The sequence below is a fragment of the Nakamurella endophytica genome (genome assembly GCF_014646215.1).
Classification (GTDB): domain Bacteria; phylum Actinomycetota; class Actinomycetes; order Mycobacteriales; family Nakamurellaceae; genus Nakamurella; species Nakamurella endophytica.
Window position 1 is genome coordinate 649,914 of the sequence record NZ_BMNA01000001.1, and the last position, 24,017, is coordinate 673,930.

Consider the following 24,017-nt stretch of genomic DNA (forward strand, 5'->3'; position numbering starts at 1 on the left):
GCGCCGCGGGACGCCGGGTCCGCCGGTCCGGTCAGTCCGCGGCGGGCACGTCGACGTCCTCGCCGTGGCCCAGATCCCCGCACTCGACGGCCCGCACCGGACGGTCGCGGAGGTAGTCGCGGGCGCCGCGGTCGCCGGTCGCGACCGCGCACACGCCGGTCCAGTGGTCCCGGCCGAGCAGCACCGGGTGCCCCGGACGGCCGCCGTAGACGGCGCGGGCCAGCACGTCCGGGCCGGTGGCGGCGGCGGCCACCCGCCGGACCACCGCCCGGTCGACCCCCGGCAGGTCCACCAGCAGCACCAGCGCCGCGTCCGCGGGGTCGAGGGCGGTGGCCAGGTGCAGCAGGCCGGTGCGCAGGCTCCCGCCCATCCCGGACCGGTACGCCGGGTTGCGCGCCACCTGGGTGCCGGCAGGCGCCAGCGCGGCGACGCGGTCGGCCTCGGCGCCCACGACGACCGTGGTCGGCAGGTCGGCGAGGGCGCGCAGGGCCCGGAGCAGCCACGGGTCGTCCGGCGTGCCGGCCAGCGCCTTGGGACCGCCGTAGCGCCGGCCCGCACCGGCGGCGAGCAGCAGCCCGGCGACCCGCCGGGTCAGCGGTTGATGACCGTGGTGGGGTGGATGTACGGCAGCCGGTCCGGGTCGAGCGGGAACTCCATCTCGCCGAACGGGGACAGCGCGCCCTGCCGGTCGGAGTTGAACTCCGTCACGGGGTGCTCGCCGTCGGGCGTCTGCGGCCAGGTCGGGTCCACCCTCTTGCTGCGCTTGCCGGCCACCGGTCCTCCTCGAGCTCGACCGCCCACCCGTCGCCGGGGGCGGTTCCCCGGCCGATTCTCCCGCACGCGGCGCGCAGGGCTCAACCCGGCCGGCCCGCGCGTCCCGGGTCAGTAGCGTGGACGGGATGGCCTCGACGCTGGACTGGCTGCGCGGGCGCACCGACGACGCGCTCGTGGCGTTGCTGCGCGCCCGGCCGGACCTGGCCGTACCGGCGCCGTCGGACCTGTCGGTGCTGGCCCGCCGGCTGGACAGCCCGCCGTCGGTGTGGCGCGCCATGGAGACCCTGCACCGGTTCCGGTTGCAGGTGCTGCAGGCGGTGCTGCTGCTCGGCGGCCGCGACGGGTCCGGCACCACCGCCGACGCCGTCGCCGCCTTCGTCGGCGCACCGGCCACCACCGACGACGTCCGCTCCGTGCTGACGGGCCTGGAGACGCTCGGGCTGGTCCGCGGCGACGACCCGGCCCGGCTCTCCCCGGCGGTCGCCGCCGCGCTCGGCGAGTTCCCCGCCGGGCTCGGCCCGCCGGGGCGGCTCTCCCCCGCGGAGGTGTCCACGGCGCTGGCCGCCGCAACCCCGGAGCAGCGGGCGCTGCTGGAACGCCTCTCCCACGGCCAGCCCCGCGGCCAGGTCGGCGCGTCCGGCCCGGCCGCGGCCCGCGCCGCCGAACTGGTCGACACCGGCCTGCTGCTGCGCGGCGACAGCGGGACGGTGCTGCTGCCGCGCGAGGTGTGCCTGGAGCTGCGCGGCGCCGCCCCGCTCGGCGAGGTGCACGTCGACGTGCCGCCGGCGGCGCCGACCACCCCCGGCGCCGCGACCGTGGACGGCACCGCGGCCGGGCAGGCGCTGGCCGCGCTGGCGGCGACCCGCGCGGTGCTGCAGGCGCTGGGCCGCGCCCCGGCCCCGGTGCTCCGCTCCGGCGGGCTCGGGGTGCGCGAGCTGCGCCGCATCGCCCGCACCGTCGACCAGGACGAGTCGCAGGTCGCGCTGGAGCTCGAGCTGCTCGCCGGCGCCGGCCTGATCGCCGCCTCCGAACCGCGGTCCCGCGAGCCGGCGTCCTGGACGCCGACCGGGGAGGCCGACGACTTCCTGGACGCCGAGGACGAGCAGGTGTGGGCGTCGCTGGGGGCCACCTGGCTGGCGCTGCGCCGCGACCCGGACCGGATCGGCGCCCGCGACCTGTCCGACAAGGTGGTGGCCGCGCTGTCCGCGGAGGTGTCGTGGCTGCGCGGGCCCGCGGACCGCCGGTTCGTGCTGGGCGTGCTGGCCGCGCTGCCGCCCGGGCAGGGCCTGTCCCCGGACGACCTGGTGACCCGCGTCGAGTGGCTGGCCCCGCTGCGCGCGGCGGACCGGCGGGCCGCGCTGGTCCGGTCGGTGGTCGCGCAGGCGACATTCCTCGGCCTGGCCGCCTTCGACGCGCTGGCGGCCACCGGCCGCGCGCTGCTGGACGTCGACCAGGACGACGCCGGCGCGACCGGCGCCCTGGCCTCCCCCGGCGCGGTGGCGGCGGCCGCGGAGGCGCTGCACCGGGCGCTGCCGGAACCGGTCGACACCGTCCTGGTGCAGGCCGACATGACCGTGGTCGCCCCGGGCCGGCTGGTCCCGACGCTGGCGGCCCGGCTGGAGCAGGTGGCCGACGTCGAGTCGGCCGGCAGCGCGACCGTGTACCGGGTGACGCCCGACAGCCTGCGCCGGGCGCTGGACGCCGGGATCCCGGCCGGCGAGATCCAGGCCTTGTTCGGCCAGCACTCGGCGACCGGCGTTCCGCAGGCGCTCGCGTACCTCATCGACGACGTGGCCCGCCGGCACGGCGTGCTGCGCGTCGGCGCGGCGTCCAGCTACCTGCGCAGCGAGGACACGGCGCTGGTCGACACCGCCGTCGCCCGGGTGGAGTCGGCGGGCCTGCCCGTCCGCCGGCTGGCGCCGACGGTGGCGATGAGCCCGGCGCGGCCCGAGGACCTGCTGGAAGTGCTGCGCGGCGCCGGGTTGGTACCGGCGGCCGAGGACGTCTCCGGCGGTCTGGTCGACCTGGCGCCCGCGCCGTACCGCACCAGGGCCGCGCCCGGGACGCCGCTGTCCGCGCGCCGCGAACCGGCGCCGCCGTCGGTCGACCAGCTGGCGGCGCTGGTGCAGCGGATGCGCGGAGCGGACGCCGCGATGGCACTCGGCCGGGCCGCCGAGCAGTCCTCCGGCGAGGCGCTGCAGCTCCTGCGCCGGGCCGCCGACCACCGCGACGCCGTGTGGATCGGGTACGTCGACTCCGAGGGCGGCACGTCCCGCCGGGTCATCGAACCGATCGCGGTGTCCGGCGGCACGGTCGCGGCGTTCGACCGGCTGCGCCAGTCCATGCGGACCTTCGCCCTGCACCGGATCAGCGACGTGCAACCGGTGGTCGACGGCGGGGAGTGACGGGTGTCCCGCCCGACCGGTGGTGTCGGGCAGGGTCGGCGCCGGTCGCCGGTGTGCCGGGTTCGGGCCGGTACCCGCCGGACCGGGGCGCGGGCGTCCCCCGCGGGTGCGGTGACCGGTCACCCTGAGTTCGCCGGTCGCGGTCCCTGCTGGGCCGAACAGGTGGTGGGCACGGCGGACCGGTGATCTTCGGGTCCGTGTGCCCGCGGTGTGAACCGCGTGGGCACCTCGTGCGTCTAGCCCGGTGCGGGCCCGCGGGGGGACCTCGGACCCGCACGCGGTGCGCCTGCCCCGCTGCTGTGAAGCTGCTCTGCACCCCTTTGCTGTCCGTGATCACCGGCGGGACGGAACACATGAACGCACGACCCCTGCACCTTGCAGTCCTGGCCCTGTCCGCGACCGTCCTGCTGGGTGCCGCGGCGTGCACCGGCTCGAGCAGCACCGGCAGCGGCCCTTCCCCCGCCGCGGCCACCACTGCGGCCGCGGCCACCACTGCGGCCACCGCGACCGCGGCCACTGGGAGCGCGGGCACCGCGAGCGCCGGCACCGGCAGCTCGGTGTCGGTGCCGTCCCTGCCCTCGACCTCCGGTTCCGCGACGTCCACCGGCGCGACGTCGTCCGGGTCGGGCACCTCGTCGCTGCCGGACGTCACGACGTCGTCGAGCTCCTCCAGCAGCAGCACGCCGCCGCCGGCGCCGCCGAAGCCCGTCGTGCCGACCGTGGCGGCCAGCCCGGCGCTGGGCACCACCGGCATCGCACCGCGGACCCCGATCACCCTGTCCGCGAGGAACGGCTCGTGGGCGTCCCTCACCGTCACCAACGCCGAGGGCAAGCAGCTCAAGGGCTCGCTGAACGCGGCGAAGACCAGCTGGACGCTCGGCGAGCCGCTGGGCTACGGCGCCACCTACACCGTGTCCGGCAAGGCCGTCGGCGCCAACGGCGGCAGCCGCACCGTCAAGGGCACCTACGAGACCGTCACGCCGGACGGGCAGATCGACGCCTCGATCTCGCCGGACGACGGCTCGACCGTCGGCATCGCCGCGCCGATCCTGCTCAGCCTGGACGCCGAGGTCACCGACCAGGACGCGCGGGCGCGCATCGAGAAGGCCATCACCGTCACCACCAGCCCGCGCACCGAGGGCTCGTGGGCGTGGATCCAGCACGACGACGGCATCGGCCTGGACTGGCGGCCGAAGGATTACTGGAAGCCCGGCACCAAGGTCACCGTCACCGCGAACCTGTACGGCGTCGACTTCGGCGACGGGATGTACGGGGCGCAGGACGTCACCTCCAGCTTCACGATCGGCCGGGCCGAGATCACCAAGGGCGACATCAACACGCACCGGCTGAAGGTCTACCGGGACGGCAAGCTCGTCTTCGACTTCCCGACCTCGTTCGGGCTGGAGAGCGACCCGGGCCGGGTCACCCACAGCGGGACCTACGTCGTGATGAGCAAGGAATACCTGCACCTGATGTCGAACCCGGCCTACCACTACAAGAACTTCCCGGCGTACTACGCGGTCCGGCTGTCCAACAACGGCACCTTCATCCACGCCAACGACGGCACCGCCGGCGACCAGGGCTACGACAACGTCACCCACGGCTGCGCGAACCTGACGACGGAGAACGCCAAGGCGTTCTACGACCAGACGATGTACGGCGACCCCGTGGAGATCACCGGCTCCGACATCCCGCTGTCGGCCGCCGACGGGGACATCCACGACTGGGCGATCCCGTGGAGCGAGTGGGTCACGCTCTCCGCGCTGCACCCGTCGAACAGCACCAGCTGAGGCCGGCCCCGCCGGCCGGTCCAGCACCGCCAACCGGCCCATTTAGCACCGCCGGCCCCGCCGGCACTCCCCGGCCCGGTGACCTCCCGGAGGTCACCGGGCCGACCCATGTCCGGGGTTCACCTCCGGGCCCACCGCCGCCCCCTCCTCGGGTACGGGCGGCCGTGCCCGGCCGGGGCCCGATCGCGGACGGGCCGCGGCGGCCAGGCGTGCCGGCCAGTCCGGCACCGGCGCGGCGTCGAACTCCTGGCCGCCGGTGATCGCCGGCCAGCGCACACTGATCCGAACCGCGGGTGGCCGTGTGGTCACTGGCCGTGGATCGTGAAGGAGGAACCGGTGCTTCGTGCCCGAACCGGCCTGTGGGGCCGCGTCCGCGATCTGGAACGCCGCACCCGGCCGGTGCACCCGGAGACCGCCGCGGCGCTGGCCCGGCGCTGGGCGGAGCTGCCCGACCACGTGCGCACGCCGGCGCAGACGCTGGGGCAGCACGCGGTGGGGTGCGAGGGCACCCACGGCGTCTTCCCGCGGTGCGACCTGGCCTGCACGCCGTGCTACCACTCGCGGGACGCCAACCGGGTGCGGGTGGACGGCGGCCACACCCGCACGGAGGTGCGCGAGCAGATGGCGCTGCTGCGTCGGCTGCGCGGCCCGCGGGCGCATGCCCAGCTGATCGGCGGCGAGGTGACGCTGCTGCCCCCGGACGACCACGCCGCCACCCTGCGTCTGATGATCGACCAGGGCCGCGAGCCGATGAGCATGACGCACGGCGACTTCGACGAGGAGTACCTGCAGCGGCTCGCCCTCGGGCCGGACGGTCGGCGGCGGTTCTCGCGGCTGTCGTTCGCCGGCCACTTCGACTCCTTGATGTTCGGCCGGCGCGGCATCGAGCGGCCACCCGACGAGGCGGCGTTGCACCCCTACCGTCAGGCCTTCGTCGACCGGTTCCGCCGGCTGCGGGCCGCGCACGGGGTCCGCTTCTTCCTGGCCCACAACATGACCATCACGCCCAAGAACATGGACCAGATCCCGGAGGTGATCCGCGCGTGCCGCCGGATGGGCTTCGGGATGTTCTCGTTCCAACCGGCGGCCTTCATCGGTGACGACCGGCGCTGGCACGAGGACTACCGCGAGCACACCAACGACGAGGTCTGGGCGCGCATCGAGGAGGGCGTCGGCACCCGGCTGCCGTACCAGGCGTTGCACACCGGCGATCTCCGGTGCAACCGCACCACCTACGGCTTCTTCGTCGGCGACGACTACTTCCCGGTGCTGGACGAACGTCGACCGGAGGACCTGCGCGTCCGCGACGTGTTCTTCCGCCACCTGGGCGGGGTCAACTTCTCCGGGACGCCGGTGCCGCTGCTGCTGGGCAAGCTCTTGCGGGTGACCGCCCGGCATCCGGTGGTGCTGACCACGGCGCTGGGCTGGACGGCGCGGATGCTGCGCCGGATCGGTCTGCGACGGCTGGTGCGGCACCGGGAGATCCGGTCGGTCAGCTTCGTGCTGCACTCGTTCATGGACGCCGCCGACGTCCGGCCGGCCTGGGAGGCGATGGAGCGCGGCGAGGAGGCCGCCGACCCGCGCATCGCGGTCACCCAGCAGCGGCTGCGGGCGTGCTCCTACGCCATGGCGCACCCGGAGACCGGACGGCTGGTCCCGGCGTGCGTGCAGCACAGCGTGCTGGATCCGGGTGAGAACGCCGAACTGCGCCGACTGCTGCCGCTGACGGTGCGGCGCTCGCCCGCCCGGCCGGTCGGTGCTTGACGCCCCCGCCCGGCGCCTGCTCGCCCCCGGGCTCGATCGGGTCGCCGGCTGGCTGGCCCGGCTCGGCGTCGCACCGCTGACGCTCACCGGCGCGGGCTTCGTCGTCGGCGTCGGCGCCTGCGTCGCCGCCGGGATGCGGTACTGGCCGCTGGCCCTCGGCCTGTGGCTGGTCAACCGGGTCCTGGACGGCCTGGACGGCCCGGTGGCCCGGCGCCGGGGGGCGACCGAACTGGGCGGTTTCCTGGACGTCGTCGCCGACTTCACCGTCTACGCCGGCTTCGTGGTCGGCGTCGCGGTGGCCGTGCCGGACGCCCGGGTGGCCTGCCTGGCGCTGCTGACCGCGTACTACGTCTCCGGGACCGCGTTCCTGGCGCTCTCCTCGCTGCTGGAACGGCGGACGGGCCGGAGCCCGGACGCCTACGCCGACGGCCGCTCGCTGCGATTCGTGCCGGGCCTGGCCGAGGGCACCGAGACCGTGCTGGTGTACGTGCTGTTCTGCCTGCTGCCGGGACACGCCGCGCTGATCGCCTGGCTGTTCACCGCCGCCGTCGCCGTGACGGCCGGCCAGCGGGTCCGGCTCGGCATCGCCCTGCTGCGCCGGCCCGTCGACCCCGGCGGCGTCCCCGCCGACCGCATCGCGGACACGGAGCCCGACCCGGCCGGCACGCCGGCACCCGCCCCGGTCACCGCCGGGACGCACCGCACCCACCGGGAGACCCGATGAGCACACGCCCCGTCCTGTCCCGCCGCGGCGGCCGAGGGATCGGCCGACGCCGGACCGCGGCACTGGCGGCGGTCGCCGTGCTGGCAGCGGCCTGCGGCGCAGGTGCACCGGCCGGGAGCTCGCCGGCCGCATCCCCGACCACCGCGGCGTCCGGCTCGGTGTCGTCCTCGACCGCGGCGGCCGGCAGTGTGGCGGCGGGCAGTACGGCGGGCGGCAGTACGGCGGCCGGCAGTGCGGGCGGCACCGCGACGAGCTCCCCGGCCGCCGGCGGGACGTCCGGCGCGGCCACGGCGGACTGGGCCGCCGTCCTCGCCCGCGCCAAGGGACAGACCGTCAACTGGTACATGTACGGCGGCGACGAGACCCTGAACCGCTTCGTCACCGGGTACGTCGCCCAGCAGCTGGCGGCGGACGGCGTCACGCTGCAGCAGGTGCGGATCACCGACACCGCGCAGGCGCTGGACAAGGTGCTGGGCGAGAAGCAGGCGGGGCGTACGTCGGGTGGATCGGTCGACGCCATCTGGGTCAACGGGGAGAACTTCGCCACCGGCGTGCAGGCCGGACTGTGGTCGTGCGGGTGGCCGCGGCAGCTGCCCAACGCCCGGTACGTCGACTTCGCCGACCCGGCCGTGGCCAACGACTTCGGCGTCCCCGTCGACGGATGCGAGGCCGCGTGGCAGCGCGCCGACTCGGCGCTGGTCTACGACTCCGCCGCGCTCACCGCGGCGGACGTGGCGTCGGTGTCGTCCCTCTTCGCCTGGGCCAAGGCCCATCCCGGGCGGCTGACCTACCCGGCGCTCCCGGACTTCACCGGGTCCATGGCCGTGCGCACCGTGCTGTACGACACCGTCGGTGGGCCGTCCGCGTTGGCCGGCGCCTTCGACGAGACCCGGTACACGGCCGCCGCGCAGCGGCTCTGGCCGCGGCTCCGGGAGCTGGCGCCGTCGCTGTGGAAGGGCGGCGCCACCTACCCGCAGAGCCAGGACCAGGTCGAGAAGCTCTACGCCGACGGCGAGATCAGCGCGTACTTCACCTACGGACCCGGCGCCGTCGGCGAGCAGGTGCGCAAGGGCCAGTTCCCGGACACCACCCGGGAGGCGGTGCTGTCCGTCGGCAACATCGGCAACGTCAGCTTCCTGGCGGTGCCGGCCGCGGCCGCGCACCACGACGCGGCACTGGTCCTGGCGAACGTGCTGCAGGACCCGCGCACCCAGCTCGAGCTGTACAAGGCCGAGGGGGCGTACCCGGCGATCGACCTGGATCGGCTGGACGCGCCGACCCGGGCGCAGTTCGCGGCCGTCCCGGTGCCCGAGTCCGTGCTGCCGCTGGACCGGCTCACCGCCCACACCCAGCCGGAGCTGGCCAGCGGCTACGTCACCCGCATCGAGAAGGACTGGAAGACCGAGGTCCTCCAGCGGTGAGCCGCCCGCCGGGCGTCCGGCTGCCCGAAGGCGTCCGCGTCGCCGTGCTGCTGGCGCCCGCGCTGACCGTCGTGGCGGTGTTCGCGGTGGCCGGCCTGGGGCAGGCGCTGGCGCAGAGCTTGGGCTACCAGCCGTACCTGAGCGGTTGGCGCCTGTCCCTGGACGCCTACCGGGCCCTGACCGCGGACCGGGCGGTGGTGGCCGCCGTCGGGCTGACGGCGCGGGTGGCCCTGCTGTCGACCCTGCTGTCCGCGGTGGCCGCGATCGGACTGGCACTGCTGCTGCGCCGGCTCGGCCGCGGACGCCGGTGGGCGGCACTGCTGGTCCAGGCGAACCTGGCCGTGCCACACCTGGTCGGCGCGGTCTGCATGGCGTTGCTGCTGGCGCCGTCCGGGTTGCTGTCCCGGCTCGCGCACGCTGCCGGGCTGACCGCCGGCCCGGCGAGCTTCCCGGAACTCGTCGGCGACCGCTGGGGCATCGGCATCGTCGCCGAGTACGTGTGGAAGGAGACGCCGTTCCTCACCGTCCTGGCGTTGACCGCGCTCGGGCGGGGGGCCGACGACCTGGCCGACGCCGCCCGGGTGCTGGGCGCGTCCGCCTGGCAGCGGCTGCGGCGGGTCACCCTGCCCGTCGTGGCACCACCGGTGGCCGCGGGATCCGTGCTGGTGCTGGCGTTCGCCATCGGGTCCTACGAGGTGCCCTACCTGCTCGGGCGGCCGTACCCCGCCACGCTGTCGGTCGTCGCCTACCAGTACGCCACCGATCCGGACCTCCGGCAGCGCCCGGTCGCCATGGCGGTCGCGGTGGTGCTGTCGGTGGCTGCGCTGCTGGCCGCCGCCGGCTACCTGGCACTGGTGGGCCGGTTGGCCAGGCGGGCGCTGTGAGCGGCACCCGCGCGACCGTGCCGGTCCGGCCCGGTCCCGGCCGGGCCGCGCCGTCCCGTCGCCCGGACCGGCCGACCGCCGGGCCCAGGGCCCGAGCAGTGGTGCCGCCGGCGCTGGCCGCGCTCGCCGCCGTCGTTGCGCTGCTACCCCTGGTGCCGCTGCTCGTCTGGGCCTTCGCCGGGCAGTGGCGGTACCCCGCCCTGTGGCCGCAGCGGCTCTCGCTCCGCGGGGTCCGCCAGCTCGTGGACCCCGCCAACCGGATCCTGCCGGCGTTGGCGCTCTCGGTCGGCATCGGCGTGACCGTCGCGGTGCTGGCCTGCCTGCTCGGGTTCCCGGCGGGCCGCGCGGTGGGACTGCACCGCTTCCGCGGCCGCCGGGCGGTGCAGTTCCTGCTGCTGGCGCCGGTCCTGGTGCCGGGGCTGGCGGTGACGCTGGGCCTGCAGGTGTTCGCCATCCGGGTGGGCCTGGCGGACACCGTCGCCGGGGTGGTGCTGGTGCAGCTGGTGCCGACCGTGCCGTACGCGGCCACCCTCCTCGGCGCGGGCTTCGCGAACGTCGACCGGGAGTACGAGGCGCAGGCCAGGGCGCTCGGCGCCCGGCCGTGGCAGGTGCTGTCCAGGGTCACCGTGCCACTGGTCTGGCCCGCGCTGCGGGCCGCGCTGCTGTTCACCTTCCTGATCTCCTGGAGCGACTTCATCCTCACGCTGTTGATCGGCGGCGGCCAGGTGCAGACGTTGCCGCTGATGCTGTTCGCGGCGGTGGGCTCCGCCGACTCGACGGTCGCCGCGGCGCTGGCCCTGCTCGTCGTCGCGCCGCCGCTGGTGCTGGTCGCGCTCAACGCCCGCGTGCTGACCGGCGGCAACGGCGCCGCCGTCGGGCTGGGGCACTGGTGACGACGCCGACCGGGCCGACCGGGCCGACCAGGCCGACCGGGCCGACCGGGCCGACCGGGCCGACCGGGCCGACCGGGCCGACCGGGCCGACCGGGCCGACCGGGCCGACCGGGCCGACCGGGCCGACCGGGACGGGCCTGGTCGTGGACGACGTGGCCGTCACCCTGGGCGGCAGCGCGGTCATCCGGTCAGCGTCGCTCGCGCTGGCGCCCGGGTCCAGGACCGCGTTGCTGGGCCCGTCCGGCTGCGGCAAGACCACGTTGCTGCGCGTCGTCGCCGGACTGCTCGGTGCCGACCGCGGCGACGTCCGGCTGGACGGCCGGTCGCTCACCGCCATCCCCGCCGAGCGCCGGCCGGTCGGTCTGGTGTTCCAACGTCCGCTGCTGTTCCCTCAGCTCACCGTCGCCGGCAACGTGGCGTTCGGGCTCCGGGTGCGCCGCACACCGCGTCGCGAGGTCCGGGACCGGGTGGCCGCGATGCTCGAGCGCGTCCAGCTCACCGGCCTCGCCGACCGGCGGGTGGGTCAGCTCTCCGGTGGCCAGGAGCAGCGGGTCGCGCTGGCCCGGGCGCTCGTGCTGGCTCCGCGGCTGCTGCTGCTCGACGAGCCGTTCTCGCAGCTGGACGCGCCGCTGCGGCTGCAGATGCGGGCCCTGGTGCGGGACCTGGTGTCCGGGTCGCAGGTGACGACCGTGTTCGTCACGCACGACCTCGCCGAGGCCGTCGACCTCGGCGGCGACATCGCGCTCATGATGGACGGTCGGATCGCCGGACACGCGCCGGCCGAGCGGTTCTTCACCAGGCCTCCGTCGTTGGCCGCGGCACGCTTCCTCGGCGCCGCCAACGAGCTGCCCGGGCACGTCCGGGACGGCCGGTTCCAGGGTGGCCCCGGGCGCGACGTGCCCGCCGCCGGGGTGCCGGACGGCCCGGCCGTGCTGGTCGTGCGGCCCGAGTCGTGGCGGCCGGTCGCAGGCCCCGGCGGTGTACCGGGCGGGATCACCGCGACCGGGACCGTGGTGGCCGCGCGCTTCGCCGGCAGCCACCTGGCGGCCGAGCTGCGGCTCCCCGACGGCACCTCGCTCGCGGCGCAGCTGCCGCTGGGGACGTCGGTGGAGGTGGGCCGCGTGCTGGAGCTCGGCGCGGACCCCGCCGCCGGCACGGTCTTCGCCGGGTCGCCGACCGTCACCGGCGGCGGCTGACCGGGACTCGGCCTCGGGTGGTCGCGCTGCGGTGCCACCGGCGCAGCACCTGCACGGCGAGCCGGGCGAGCCGGCCGTCGAGCTGGTCCTGGACCCGGGCGATCGCCGCCTTCCAGCTGCCGTCGGCGTAGGTCGGGTAGGCGTGCATCGTCCCGGCGAGGTCGGCCGCGGTGCACCGGAGCCGCACGGCCAGGGCGAGCTCGGACAGCATCTCCCCCGCTCTCGGCCCGACGACGGTCGCCCCGACGATCCGGTTGCGGCGGTCCAGCACGAGCCGGGTGAAGCCCGGGCCGGCGTCCTCGGCGCGGGCCCGGTCGACCTCCTCATGCCGCACCGTGAGCACGTGCCGGCCGTCCTGCGCCGCCACCCCCACGGCGGCCACCTCCGGTTGGGTGAAGGTGACCCGGGGGACCGCCGGATCGGCCCGGCGCCGCAGACCCAGCACGGCATTGCCGGCCGCCGTGCTCCCGTGCACTCCGGCGACGTGGGTGAACCGGGGATGGGCGGTGACGTCGCCGGCGGCGAAGATCCAGGGGTTGGACGTGCGCAGCGCGGTGTCGGTGACGACCTGTCCGTGCTCGTCGACGTCCACGCCCGCCGCCGCCAGCTCGAGACCGGCGGTCCGCGGCCGCCGACCGGCTGCCACCACCACCCGCTCGAACCCGACGGTCGTCCCGTCCGACAGCTCGGCCCGGTGTGCCCCGTCCGCCGCCGGGTGCACCGACCGGAGCGCGACGCCGGTGCGCAGGTCGATGCCGTCGGCGGCGAGCGCCCGGGCCAGCAGCGCGGCCGCCTCCGGGTCCTCGCGGACCAGCAGCCGCGACCCCGACTCGACCAGGGTCACGGCGGATCCGAGCCGGGCGAACGCCTGACCGAGCTCACAGCCGATCGCGCCGCCGCCGACGACCAGCAGCCGGCGGGGCAGGTCGTCCACCGTCCAGACGTCCTCGTTCGTCAACGGCGCAGCGCCTGCGAGGCCGGGGACGTCCGGGACCACCGGGTCGGACCCGGTGGCCAGGACAGCCGACCGGAACCGCACGACCCGGACGCCGGCCGCCCCGGTGTCGACCTCGGCGGCCGCCGGACCGGTGAACCGCGCCGTGCCGGACAGCACCTCGACACCGCCGGCCTCCAGGCTCTCGACGGAGTCGTCCGGCTGCACCGCGGCGATCGCCCGGCGCACGCCGGCCAGCACCGCGGGGAAGTCGACGGCGACCGCACCGTGCGTGCCGTCACCGACCCGCACCCCCAGGCGCGCCGCCGCGCGGGCGTCGGCGGCCGCGTGCGCAGCGGCCAGCAACGCCTTGCTGGGGACGCACCCCGTCCACAGGCACTCACCGCCGGTCCGGACGCGCTCGACGAGCAGCACCGAGGCGCCGAGCCGTGCCGCGGTGCGGGCTGCCACCAGCCCCGCGGTCCCGCCGCCCACCACCAAGAGATCGACGACGCCCGCTTCTCCGGTCATGACCGTCCTCCCGTCCGGGACGCCGCCGGCTCCCGATAGGTCCCCACCGCGACATGGACATGCCCGCCTCGGAGCACCAGGTGGTCCGCCCGGTCCGCCCCGCGCAGCACGGCGGTCCAGACCTGCCTGTCCGGGTGCACGCCGCCGACCGCGAACAGCACGCGGGCCGCCGGTCGCAGCCAGGCCCACCGGCCGGTCGGGGGTGCGGTGTCGACGACAGCGACCCGCCCGCCCGGCCGCAGCAGCGCGACGGCGTCCCGGTACGCCCGCTCCCAGCCGTCGGCGATGCTCAGCACGTACGCGAACACCACCGCGTCGACCGGGCCGGTGGTCACCGCGGCGACGTCGTCCGCGCGGGCCCGGACGAGCGTCACCTCGGCCAGCCCGGCGAGGTCGACCCGGCGCCGGGCTCGGGCGAGCATCTGGGCCGACGGGTCGAGTCCGACGATCCGGCCGCCCGGCCGGACACGCGAGACGAGCGGGCCGAAGTCGAGCCCCGTGCCGCAGCCGACGTCCAGCACCCGGTCGCCCGGCCGCAGGTCGAGCCGGTCGAGCGCCGCCAGCCGCCCGGACCGGTAGAGCGGCCGCTCCAGGGACAGCACGTCGTAGAACCGGGCGCCCCACCGGTAACGCGGCAACCTCACCCGTTCACCGGCCGGTGAACGGGCCGACGTCGGTCAGCACCAGCACCGGCTCCCCCGCCTCGTCGGACGCCGCCAGGTCGACCTCGGCGGAGACGCCCCAGTCGTGGTCACCGGCCGGGTCGTCGAAGACCTGACGGACGTTCCAGCGTTCCGGGCCGCGGTCGACGAGCACCATCGCCGCCGACCGGGCATCCGCGCCGGTACCCAGGTCGTCGTACTCGTCCCGGTAGTCCTCCATGGCCTCCCGCCAGCGGCCGGCGTCCCACCCGGCGCCGCCGTCCAGCTCGCCCAGCTCCGCCCAGGCGCCGCGGGCGGCCAGCTCGACCCGGCGGAACAGCGCGTTGCGCACCATGACCGTGAACCCCCGCTGATTGGCGGTGACGCCGCGGGTCGCGGTGGGTGGCCGCACCGTCTCGCCCGGTGCGGCGCCGCCGGGCGCGTCGGGGTGCGCCAGCGCCTCCCACTCGTCCAGCAGGCTGGAGTCGACGCCGCGCACCAGCTCACCCAGCCACGACACCAGGTCGGTGAGCTCCTCGGTGCGGGCGCTGTCCGGCACCGTGCGGCGCAGGGCGCGGTAGGCGTCCGCCAGGTACCGCAGGACCACGCCCTCCGACCGGGCCAACCCGTAGAACGCGACGTACTCGCCGAACGTCATGGCGCGCTCGTACAGCTCGCGGACGACGGACTTGGGCTCCGGCTGGTACTCGGCGACCCAGGGGTGGCCGCGCCGGTAGCTCTCGTAGGCCACCTCGACCAGGTCGGCCAGCGGCCGCGGGTACTCCACGTCCTCCAGCAGCGCCATCCGTTCCTCGTACTCGATGCCCTCGGCCTTCATCGCGGCCACCGCCTCGCCCCTGGCCCGGAACCGCTGCGCCGACAGCACGGGCGACGGCCCCTCCAGGGTGGCCTCAATCAGCGACACCACGTCCAGGGCGTACTCGGGCGATTCCCGGTCCAGCAGGTCCAGCGCCGCCAGCGCCAGCGGGGACAGCGGCTGGTCGAGCGCGAAGTCGACCTGCAGGTCCTCGGTGAGCACGAAGCGCCGGCCCTGCGCGTCGGGGACGTCGAGCCGCCGGACGACCCCGGCGGACAGCAGCGCCTTGCCGATGGCCAGGGCGCGCAGCATGGTGCGCAGCTGGCGCGGCCGCGGGTCGTGACTCGTCTCGATCAGCCGCCGCATCGTCGCGAAGGCATCCCCGGGCCGGCTCAGCACGCTGAGCACCATGGCGTGGCTGACCCGCAGGTGGGACGTCAGCGGCTCGGGCTCGGCGGCGACCAGCCGGTCGAAGGTCGCCTCGGTCCACGAGACGAACCCCTCGGGAGCCTTGCGGCGGACCACCTTGCGCCGCTTGGCCGCGTCGTCGCCGGCCTTGGCCAGCGCCCGCTCGTTCTCGATGACGTGCTCGGGCGCCAGCACCACGACGTCGCCGGCGGTGTCGAACCCGGCCCGGCCGGCCCGGCCGGCGATCTGGTGGAATTCGCGGGCGGTGAGCAGCCGGGTGCGCTGGCCGTCGAACTTGGACAGCCCGGTCAGCAGCACGGTCCGGATCGGCACGTTGATCCCGACGCCGAGGGTGTCGGTGCCGCAGACGGCCTTGAGCAGCCCGGACTGCGCCAGCTTCTCCACCAGCCGCCGGTACTTGGGCAGCATGCCGGCGTGGTGGACGCCGATGCCCAGGCGCACCAGCCGGGACAGCGTCCGGCCGAAGCCCGCGGAGAACCGGAAGTCGCCGATCAGCTCGGCGATCCGGTCGCGCTCGGCGCGGGTGGCGACGGCGATGCTGGTCAGGCTCTGCGCCCGCTCCAGCGCCGCGGCCTGGGTGAAGTGCACGAGATAGATCGGCGCCAGCCCGGTGGCCAGCAGTTCCTCCACCGTCTCCTGCAGCGGCCGGGTGACGTACGACCAGTGCAGCGGCACCGGGCGCTCGACGCTCTGCACCAGGGTGACCGGGCGGTCGGTGCGCCGGCGCAGGTCGTCAGCGAAGAACCGGACGTCGCCCAGCGTGGCGGACATCAGCACGAACTGCGCCCGGGAGAGCTCGAGCAGCGGCACCTGCCAGGCCCACCCCCGCTGCCGGTCGCCGTAGTAGTGGAACTCGTCCATCACCACCACGCCGGGGTCGGCGTCCGCGCCGCCGCGCAGCGCCACCAGGGCCAGGATCTCCGCGGTGCAGCAGATGATCGGCGCACCGGCGTTGACCGCCGAGTCGCCGGTGATCATGCCGACCTGCGCCGGCCCGAAGATGTCGACCAGGTCGAAGAACCGCTCGCTGACCAGCGCCTTGATCGGCGCGGTGTAGTACGCGCGCCGGCCGGTCGCCAGCCCGGCGAACAGGGCCGCCGTGCCGATCAGGCTCTTGCCGGATCCGGTGGGCGTCGCCACGATCACGTGCGCGTCGGAGACGATCTCCAGCAGCGCCTCCTCCTGGTGCGGGTAGAGCGCGTACCCGCGCTCCCGGGTCCAGGCGGTGAAGTGGTCGAACAGGTCGCCGGCGTCGGTGCCCGGCGGCGGGGTGAGCAGTTCGGCGGTGGCCAGCGGGTCGGGCCCGACGGCGGCGGTCGGGACGCTGCTCACCCGCCCAGCTTGTCACGCGCCGGCCCCGGACCGGATCTGCCCGGGGCCGGCCGGTCAGCCGGCCAGCCGCGACAGCAGCGAGCGGGCGGCCCGGGTGACGCGGGGCCGGTCGTAGGTGATGACGAAGTCGAACCGGCGGTCGGCGTCCGGCCCGTCGTCGCCGCAGTCCCGGGCGATGAGGGCGGCGGCGGTCTGCGCCCCCAGCGCGATGACCGTCCACTCCCGGCGCAGCGGGTCGTCGTCCGCGAGCGCAACACCGCGGACGCCGGCGGCCGGCTGCGCCGGGACGTCCGCCCCGAAGAGGGCGACGAGCGGCGCTGCTGCGGCCAGCCGCTCGTACCGGGTCCGGGTGCCGGGGGTGAGGTGGGTGATCGACTGCAGCGCCGACAGGATCACCGGCGGGTCCGCCGGGTTGTGCGCCTGCGCCTCGACGTGCCGGGAGAAGGCGACCAGGAACTCCTTGCGGGCCACCCGCTGCACGTCCAGGCCGGCGACCAGGTCGAACGGGGTGACCGGCGCCGCCGCGGGGCGGGGCTGCGGTCGCAGCGGGCGGCGCGGGACGGGCGGTGCGTCCAGGGCGGCCGGTCGGCCGAGCTTCCAGCCCTGGCCGAGGGTCGCACCGAGCGCGACCGCTTGCTCGAGGTGCGCGTCGGTCTCGATGCCCTCGGCGACCACCGGGGCACCGGTGCGCTCGCGGTGCGCCATCACCGCGGCGAGCGTCCGGGCCTGACCCCGGGCCGGCAGCCGCTGCACCAGCGCCAGGTCCAGCTTGACGACGTCCGGGGCCACCAGGTCGAGCAGCGCGAGCGAGTCGGGGTGCGCGCCGACGTCGTCCAGGCCGATCAGCCAGCCACGGTCACGCGCCTCGGCGACCTGCGCGAGCACCGCGGCCGGCCGCACCAGCAGGGACCGCTCGGTCAGCTCCATCACCACCCGCAGCCGGGAGCCGGCGCGCTCGATCACCTCGACGGCGTGGCGCGGGGCGGTGCGGGCCAGCACGGCCGGCTCCGCGTTGAGGAACAGGCAGACGTCGGGTCCCAGCCCGGCGTCCAGGGCACCCTGGACGGCCGCCGCCCGGCACGCCCAGTCGAGCGCGATCAGCCCGCTCGTCCTGGCCGCCTCGGCGAACACCCGATCGGGCGTCGCGCCGGGGATCCCGGGCCAGCGGGCCAGCGCCTCCAGACCGACGACGTCCCCGGACTGGAGATCGACGACGGGCTGGTACGCGGGGCGCAATCCCTCGCCGCGGACCGCGGCGAGCAGCCCGTCGGCACCCCGGGGCGCGGCGTCCCCGTCCGCCACCACCGTCACGTCCGTCGCCCCCTTCCCGGACCGCACTGTTCCCCCGAAAGCCGAGGGTAATCGCTCCGGTGCGCACCGTCGCGACTTCCGTCGGGGAGCCCGGGGTGGACCGCCCGCGCTGCGCTCGGCCGCGCGCCGAGGTCGCGACGGCCGGCGGCGGCGCACGGCATCGGCACAGCCGGTGCCCAGCACCGGTGCCTAGCGTCGCCCGCGGCACCTGGGACAGGAACGGGACGGGCGGGCGGGGCCCGGGCAGGAGGCGACGGTGACGGTGCGGGATGCGGGGAGTGGCCGGGCGGAGGGCGCGCGTCCCGGCGTGCGTCCCCGCGGCGGCCCAGCGCCGGAGGGTGGGCCGCCGGCCGGTGGACGGACGACGGTCGTCGCCGTCCGGCGGTCCCGACTGCGTCCGGCGTGGTGGTGGACGCTGCCGGTGATTGCCGTGGCCGTGGGGGTGCGGATCCCGTTCCTGCCGGAGATCAGCGGTGACTACACGGCTTTCGTGTCGCGGTGGTACGACTGGATCGCCAGCCACGGACATCTCGCTGCGCTGCGCGATCCCACCTTCGCCAACTACAACCCGCCCTACCTGTACCTGCTCGCCCTCGTCGGCTACCTGCCGGTGCCGAAACTGCTGGCGGTGAAGTCCATTTCGATCGTCTTCGACGTCGTGCTGGCGCTGGTGGCGTCGCGCTTCGCCGCCCGGCGGTCGCCGGGGTGGGCGCCGCTGGTCGCGGCGGCCGTCGTGCTGCTGCTGCCCACCGTCGTGGTCAACGGAGCCGGCTGGGGTCAGTGCGACTCGATCTACGCCAGCTGCACGATTGCCGCGCTGCTGCTGGCCGTGCGCCGGCGACCGGTGTGGGCGGGGCTGCTGTTCGGGATCGCGGTGGCCTTCAAGCTGCAGGCCGTCTTCGCCGCGCCGATGCTGCTCCTCGTCGTGCTGGCGCACCGGGAGCGGATCCGGTCCGTTGCCGGCGCGGCCGGGGCGGCCGTGGCCGGTTTCGTGGCGCTGTGGGTGCCGGCGCTGCTGGCCGGCGCGCCACTGTCCGTCCTGCTGGCCGTCTATCCGAACCAGGTGACCGGTGGCGGCGTGGGTGGGGGCGGCCGCGGGGTGGGAGGCGCCGTGGCCTCGGCCCCGTACACCTACAACGCGCCCAACTTCTACCAGTGGTTGCCGGCAGGCGCGCCGACCGTGTGGACCTGGTCGGGGTACCTGCTGGTGGTCCTGTCGGTCATCGCGGTCGCCGCCCTGGTGCTGCCCCATCCGGACCGGTCGGCGACCGACGTGCTGCTGCTCGCTGCCGCGGCCCTGGCCGTCGCCGTGCCGTTCTTCCTGCCGTCCATGCACGAGCGGTACTTCTTCCTCGCGGACGTGCTGACCGTGGTGGCGGCGGTCCGGAACCGGTGGATGTGGCCGGTGGCCGCCGCCGTCCAGCTGGCGTCGCTGGCCGCGTACGCGCCGTTCCTGTGGCACACGACGCCGATCCCGCTGGCGGCGGCCGCGGCGGTCGAGGCGGCTGCCCTGGCCGGGTCGCTGGTCGTGCTCGGGTTGCGGCTGCGCCTTCCCCCGACCGGCCGGCGGGTACCGGACGGTGCGCGCACGGCCGGTCCCGCCCCGGAGGCACCGGCGCGGACGGCCGGAGTCGCCGTCGCCGCCGGTGGCACGGAGCCGGTCTGACCGGCGTCGTGCGGAACGCCCGACGCGGTCAGCCGACCCGGTCGACCGACGGTCGGGACCGTCGGGCGTCCCACCACAGCCCGGCCGCGAGCACCGTGCCCACCGTCATCCCGAGCACGGCGAGCGCCCATCCCCGCGGGGCGCCACCGGACTGGACGAGGGCGCCGCCGACCGCCGCGCCCGTCGCCGCGCCGACCACCGTGCCGCTGGACAGCAGGGTCATCACGCCGGCCACCCGGTCCGCGGTGACCTGCCGCTGCGCCAATGCCAGCAGGGTGATCAGGTACGGACCGACCGCACCACCGAGCAACGGCAGCAGCACCAGGATCCCGACGGGGGTGGACAGCGCGAGCAGCGGCAGCGTCAGCAGCACCAGGGCCGCGGCGAACACGGTGAGCCGGGCGGGCAGCGAGAAGCGCTGCGGGAGGGCTGCGCAGCCGAGCGCGGCGACGGCGCTGCCGACCCCCATGGCGGCGTACAAGGCGCCGGCGCTGCCCGGGGTGCCCGCCGCGGTCGCGACACCGGTGACCGCGGTCTGGCTGCTGCCGAAGAACAGCCCGATGGCCGCGCTGCCGCCCACCAGGGTGGCGATCCGTCCACGGCTCCCCCGGCCCGGGACCGTCGCCGCCGCCCCCGTCCGTCGGATCTCCGGGTCCGCGGCCCGACCCGGTGCCGCCGGAGCCACGGTGCCCGCCTCCGCCCCGGGCACCTCGGCGGCGGTCCCGGCGGTCACGGCGGCGGTTCCGGCGGCGGTTCCGGCGGCAGTTCCGGCCGCGACGGTCCGGCGGTCCGGGCGGGACAGGTCCGCACTGGGGTGCAGCGCCACCGCCGACCCGAAGACGGTCACCAGCACGGCGGCCACCACCAGCGCCCAGCTCGGCGACGCCAGCGCGCTCAGCAGGCTGACCACCGCGGGCCCGAGCACGTAGGCCGTCTCGTCGGCCGCCCCCTCGTACGACAGCGCGTAGTGCAGGTCGGGGCCGCCGCCGGTGAGCCGCACCCAGCGCGCCCGGACCATGGAGCCGACCTGCGGGCTGGAGGCACCGGCGAGCGCCGCGGCCACGCCCACCAGCGCCAGCGGCGCCCGTCCGGCGACCAGCGCGACGACGGCCAGCACCACCGCGCCGTTGACCAGGCAGCTGGGCAGCATGACGGGACGCTGCCCGTACCGGTCCGCCCACCGGCCCAGCAGCGGGCCGCCGACGGCGGCTCCGCCGGCCAGGCAACCGGCCACCGCGCCGGCCGACGCCACCGACGCGTATCCGGTGGTGACCAGGACGACGGTCCCGATCTGGACCATCGACAGGGGCAGCCGGGCGAGGAACGCGGCCGGCAGGAACCCGCGGCCGGTCAGCCGCGGCAGCGCCCGGTAGCCGGCGAGCGAGCGGCTGGCGGACAGAGCCACCGTTGTCCTCCGTGGGGGCGACCGGCGTCGTCCCGCCCCCGACGCCCCGACCCTGTGCGCGCCGATGCTATCCGGGCGGGCACCGCGCCGCGCTGCGGCAGCGGCCGGCACCCCGCCGCGGCGGAAGGGCCGGGAGAGCCCCGGGCGGAGCCGGGCCACCGGGCGCGGGCGTCGGTAGCATCCCTTCGTCCGACCGTTCGACCAGCTGCGGCGGCATCCGCACCACCTGCGTCGAAGGGACGGTCACGGTGACCGAACAGCGGGCCACGGATCCGATCGATCCGACCGGCGCCCTCGGCGAGGTCGCCCAGACCGTCACCGCGGGCCGGGACATGGCGGAGATCCTCGACGACGTCGTGCAGATGGCGCGGCGGCGGATCGCCGGTGCCGACGATGCGTCGATCACCCTCATCCGCAAGGGCACCGCGGCGACCGCCGCGGCCACCGGTCCGCTGGCCGTCGACCTGGACGAGCTGCAGTACGAGGAGGGGTACGGGCCTTGCCTGGACTCCGGCCGCACCGACGAGATCCTGCACATCGAGGACGCCGGGACCGAGACCCGCTGGCCGCGCTACCTGGAGCGGGGCCGGGCCAGCGGCCTGGGCAGCTCGGTGTCGTTCCCGCTGCCCGTGGAGAACCACCTGGTCGGGGCGATCAACGTCTACTCCCGCACCCCGCGGGCGTTCGAGGCGGACAGCATCACCCTCGGGGCGGCGCTGTCCGTGCACCTGACGTCGGCGCTCAGCGCCGCGGAGTCGGCCGACGAGTACCGGCGGACCGCCGAGAACCTGCGGCTGGCCCTGCGGTCCAGGGCCGTCATCGAGCAGGCCAAGGGCATCATCATGGTGCAGCAGAAGTGCTCGGCCGACACGGCTTTCGGCATGCTGCGCCAGCTCTCGCAGGACACCAACGTCAGGCTCTCCGAGCTGGCCGTCCAACTGGTGGCCAGCGCCTCCAACCACCCGGTGGAGCCGTCCGAGGAGTCGTGACGCCGGTCAGACGCCGAGCTCGGTGATCACCGCCGGGAGCTGGTCGACCAGTTCCCGGGCCAGGAAACCGAGCCGGCCGACCCTGGCGGTCAGCCGGTCGCCCGCGGCGGCGTGCGCGTGCGTCGCCCAGCACGCCGCCTGTTCCGGGGTGGCGCCGCGCGCGAGCAGCCCCAGCACGGCGCCGGCCAGCACGTCCCCGCTGCCCGACGTGCCCAGGCCGCTGTGCCCGGCGGCGACCTGCCAGCGCCGGCCGTCCGGCGCCGCCACCAGGTTGCGACAGGTGACGACGGCGCCGAAGCGCTCGGCGACCTCGGGGACCGCGCGTTCCACATCGACGTCGCCGTCCGGCTCGCCGAGCAGCCGGGCCGCCTCGGCCTCGTTCGGCGTGAGCACCAGCCGCCCGCGCAGCGGCCCGACGGCGTCGCCCATCCCGGGCAGCACGCCGAGCGCGAAGGCATCGAGCACCACGGACGTGTCGTCACCGACGGTCCGCAGCACCTCGGACAGCAGCGCCACGGTGCCCTCCGGCTCGTCCAGCCCGGAACCGACCAGGACGGCGTCCGCCCGGGTGACCGCGCGGCTCAGCCGCGCCCCGCCACCGGTCACCGAGCCGTCGGCGTCCTCGGGCAGCCCCACCACACCGGCCTCCGGGACCGCCACGGCGGACGCGGCGGCGACCGAGTCGGCGACCGCGACGGTGAGCCGGCCCGCTCCCACCCGCAGCGCCGCCAGGCCGGCCAGCAGCACGGCGCCCGGGGTCCCGCGGGCGCCGCCGACGGCGAGCACCTGCCCGCGCCCGTACTTCGAGGCGCCAGGCTCCGGCAACGCCCACTCCCGCAGCAGCGACGGCGTGATCACGACGGGCCCGCCCCCGTGCGGCTCACCCTGGCCGGACACCGGTGTCCCCCTGGTGCTCGGTGATCACGGCGCCGCCGGCCGCGACGTGCTCGGCGGCCGCGAAGACGTCCAGCTGCCACGGCCCGGTCCCGGCCGGCCGCGAGAGCCGGGTGACGGACGCGTTCGTCACCGTCGTCCGGGCCGCCAGGTCCAGCAGGTCGGCCTCGGACATGCCCAGGCAGACGTAGCAGACCAGCGTGATGACGGCGTCGTGGGCGACGACCAGGACGCGGTGACCGTCGTCGGTGCGGTCCAGGTCGGCCAGCAGGGTCCGCAGCCGGAGCGCCACGTCGGCCCACGACTCGCCGCCGGGCGGCCGGTAGTAGAACTTGCCGAGCCAGCGCCGCCGGGCGGCCTCCTCCGGGAACCGCTGCTCGACGCCGACGGCCGTGAGCAGGTCCAGGATGCCCAGCTCGCGGTCCCGCAGCCGCTCGTCCACCCGCACCGGCAGGTCGACCCCGGCGGCGGCCAGGCCGATCTCGGCGGTCTCCCGGGCGCGCAGGTACGGCGAGCACCACACGCTGTCCGGGGCGAACCCCGACGACGGGTCGCCGAGCCAGTCGCCGAAGGCCCTGGCCTGGTCGCGCCCCGTCGGGCTCAGCGGCACGTCCGCGTCGCGCAGGCCGACGTCGATGACCGGCAGCCCGGCCGCGGCCGCCGCGGTCGCCGCGACGTTGCCGGTGCTCTCGCCGTGCCGCACCAGGACGAGCTCCACCACACCCATGCAGATCCCCTGTCGGCGTCGGAGCGCCACGGTCGCCGGGCCGGCGCACCGGCCCGCACGGCGACCACGCGGCGCCGCCCGCGTCACCTTACGGCGGCGCCGTCCGGCGGGTCGGGACGGGCGCGTGCCAGTGCGGCGGCGGCACCAGGCTGCAGGGTCCTCGGCCGGCGCCGCGACTGCGCAGGGCGCTGTGCTGCGGCGGTGCTGTGCTGCGGCGGTGCGGTGCGGGGCGGTGCGGCGACGGCGGTGCGGTGCGGGGCGGTGCGGTGCGGGGCGGTGCGGCGACGGCAGTACGGCGGCGCCGTGCGGTGCTGCGGCGGTGTCGCCGCCGGGCCGCCCGGCGGCCGGGAATGCCCGCCGGAGCCCGGTCGCTGTACCCGGTACGCGCCCCGCCGGTGGACCCGGCGGGCACACTGGAGGGGCTGTCCGCCCCGTCGCGGCGTCACGCCGCCCGCCGCCGCCCGCCGCCGCCCGCCGCCGCCCATCCCGC

Annotated in this window: 18 protein-coding genes and 1 pseudogene; 10 read left to right on the forward strand and 9 right to left on the reverse strand. The window is 76.3% G+C overall.

From position 1 onward, the window contains the following. Positions 1 to 31 precede the first annotated feature (31 nt). On the reverse strand, positions 32 to 595 hold the full coding sequence (locus IEY37_RS02860; RefSeq protein ID WP_188940187.1) for a nucleotidyltransferase family protein: 564 nt from the start codon (positions 593 to 595) through the stop codon (positions 32 to 34). After that, positions 592 to 774, reverse strand: coding sequence for a hypothetical protein (locus IEY37_RS02865; RefSeq protein ID WP_188940188.1), 183 nt, complete (start codon positions 772 to 774; stop codon positions 592 to 594). The genes IEY37_RS02860 and IEY37_RS02865 overlap by 4 nt, the downstream gene beginning before the upstream one ends. Before the next feature lie 125 nt (positions 775 to 899). On the opposite strand from IEY37_RS02865, the gene IEY37_RS02870 reads away from it, so the two are divergent. The 8 genes and pseudogenes from IEY37_RS02870 (at position 900) to IEY37_RS02910 (ending at position 11,851) form a co-directional block, all read left to right on the forward strand. Further along, positions 900 to 3,179, forward strand: coding sequence for a helicase C-terminal domain-containing protein (locus IEY37_RS02870; RefSeq protein WP_188939938.1), 2,280 nt, complete (start codon positions 900 to 902; stop codon positions 3,177 to 3,179). A gap of 353 nt (positions 3,180 to 3,532) precedes the next feature. Beyond that, a complete protein-coding gene (locus IEY37_RS02875; RefSeq protein ID WP_188939939.1) occupies positions 3,533 to 4,969 on the forward strand; it encodes a L,D-transpeptidase in 1,437 nt (478 codons plus the stop codon). Between the two features lie 336 nt (positions 4,970 to 5,305). Continuing rightward, a complete protein-coding gene (locus IEY37_RS02880; RefSeq protein WP_229673658.1) occupies positions 5,306 to 6,733 on the forward strand; it encodes a radical SAM protein in 1,428 nt (475 codons plus the stop codon). After that, positions 6,726 to 7,337, forward strand: a pseudogene (locus IEY37_RS02885) (CDP-alcohol phosphatidyltransferase family protein); the annotation flags it as partial. The gene IEY37_RS02880 and the pseudogene IEY37_RS02885, both read left to right, overlap by 8 nt. 116 nt (positions 7,338 to 7,453) lie before the next feature. Further along, entirely contained in the window at positions 7,454 to 8,878 is a 1,425-nt protein-coding gene (locus tag IEY37_RS02890) for an ABC transporter substrate-binding protein (RefSeq protein ID WP_188939941.1), read from the forward strand. Beyond that, positions 8,875 to 9,762 (forward strand): ABC transporter permease, encoded by an 888-nt coding sequence (locus IEY37_RS02895; protein WP_188939942.1) that lies wholly within the window; start codon positions 8,875 to 8,877, stop codon positions 9,760 to 9,762. Before IEY37_RS02890 ends, IEY37_RS02895 begins: the two co-directional genes overlap by 4 nt. Beyond that, positions 9,759 to 10,655, forward strand: a complete 897-nt coding sequence (locus IEY37_RS02900; protein ID WP_229673660.1) for an ABC transporter permease — start codon at positions 9,759 to 9,761, stop codon at positions 10,653 to 10,655. The genes IEY37_RS02895 and IEY37_RS02900 overlap by 4 nt, the downstream gene beginning before the upstream one ends. A gap of 143 nt (positions 10,656 to 10,798) precedes the next feature. Continuing rightward, positions 10,799 to 11,851 (forward strand): ABC transporter ATP-binding protein, encoded by a 1,053-nt coding sequence (locus IEY37_RS02910; RefSeq protein ID WP_188939943.1) that lies wholly within the window; start codon positions 10,799 to 10,801, stop codon positions 11,849 to 11,851. Here the strand turns inward: IEY37_RS02910 and IEY37_RS02915 are convergent. From IEY37_RS02915 to IEY37_RS02930, 4 genes are all read right to left on the reverse strand, one after another. Further along, a complete protein-coding gene (locus IEY37_RS02915; protein WP_188939944.1) occupies positions 11,835 to 13,316 on the reverse strand; it encodes a dihydrolipoyl dehydrogenase family protein in 1,482 nt (493 codons plus the stop codon). The two genes, IEY37_RS02910 and IEY37_RS02915, sit on opposite strands and share 17 nt — an antisense overlap. Next, a complete protein-coding gene (locus IEY37_RS02920) occupies positions 13,313 to 13,960 on the reverse strand; it encodes a class I SAM-dependent methyltransferase (RefSeq protein WP_188939945.1) in 648 nt (215 codons plus the stop codon). Before IEY37_RS02920 ends, IEY37_RS02915 begins: the two co-directional genes overlap by 4 nt. A gap of 4 nt (positions 13,961 to 13,964) precedes the next feature. After that, the gene (locus IEY37_RS02925; RefSeq protein WP_373298245.1) at positions 13,965 to 16,496 is read right to left on the reverse strand and encodes a DEAD/DEAH box helicase; all 2,532 of its coding nucleotides are present in this window, start codon (positions 16,494 to 16,496) and stop codon (positions 13,965 to 13,967) included. 93 nt (positions 16,497 to 16,589) lie between these two features. Continuing rightward, positions 16,590 to 17,846: a sensor domain-containing phosphodiesterase gene (locus IEY37_RS02930; RefSeq protein ID WP_229673664.1), complete on the reverse strand. Its 1,257-nt coding sequence runs from the start codon at positions 17,844 to 17,846 to the stop codon at positions 16,590 to 16,592. A gap of 430 nt (positions 17,847 to 18,276) precedes the next feature. Between IEY37_RS02930 and IEY37_RS02935 the strand changes: the two genes are divergently transcribed. Then, positions 18,277 to 19,512 (forward strand): glycosyltransferase 87 family protein, encoded by a 1,236-nt coding sequence (locus IEY37_RS02935; RefSeq protein ID WP_188939946.1) that lies wholly within the window; start codon positions 18,277 to 18,279, stop codon positions 19,510 to 19,512. Positions 19,513 to 19,540: 28 nt separating this feature from the next. Here the strand turns inward: IEY37_RS02935 and IEY37_RS02940 are convergent, their stop codons facing one another. Beyond that, the gene (locus IEY37_RS02940; protein WP_188939947.1) at positions 19,541 to 20,917 is read right to left on the reverse strand and encodes an MFS transporter; all 1,377 of its coding nucleotides are present in this window, start codon (positions 20,915 to 20,917) and stop codon (positions 19,541 to 19,543) included. Between the two features lie 248 nt (positions 20,918 to 21,165). Between IEY37_RS02940 and IEY37_RS02945 the strand changes: the two genes are divergently transcribed. Next, positions 21,166 to 21,906, forward strand: a complete 741-nt coding sequence (locus tag IEY37_RS02945; protein WP_188939948.1) for a GAF and ANTAR domain-containing protein — start codon at positions 21,166 to 21,168, stop codon at positions 21,904 to 21,906. A gap of 6 nt (positions 21,907 to 21,912) precedes the next feature. Here the strand turns inward: IEY37_RS02945 and IEY37_RS02950 are convergent, their stop codons facing one another. Both IEY37_RS02950 and IEY37_RS02955 read right to left on the reverse strand, forming a co-directional pair. Continuing rightward, positions 21,913 to 22,764: an NAD(P)H-hydrate dehydratase gene (locus IEY37_RS02950; protein ID WP_229673666.1), complete on the reverse strand. Its 852-nt coding sequence runs from the start codon at positions 22,762 to 22,764 to the stop codon at positions 21,913 to 21,915. 22 nt (positions 22,765 to 22,786) lie between these two features. Next, a complete protein-coding gene (locus IEY37_RS02955; protein ID WP_188939950.1) occupies positions 22,787 to 23,527 on the reverse strand; it encodes a histidine phosphatase family protein in 741 nt (246 codons plus the stop codon). Between the last annotated feature and the right edge of the window lie 490 nt (positions 23,528 to 24,017).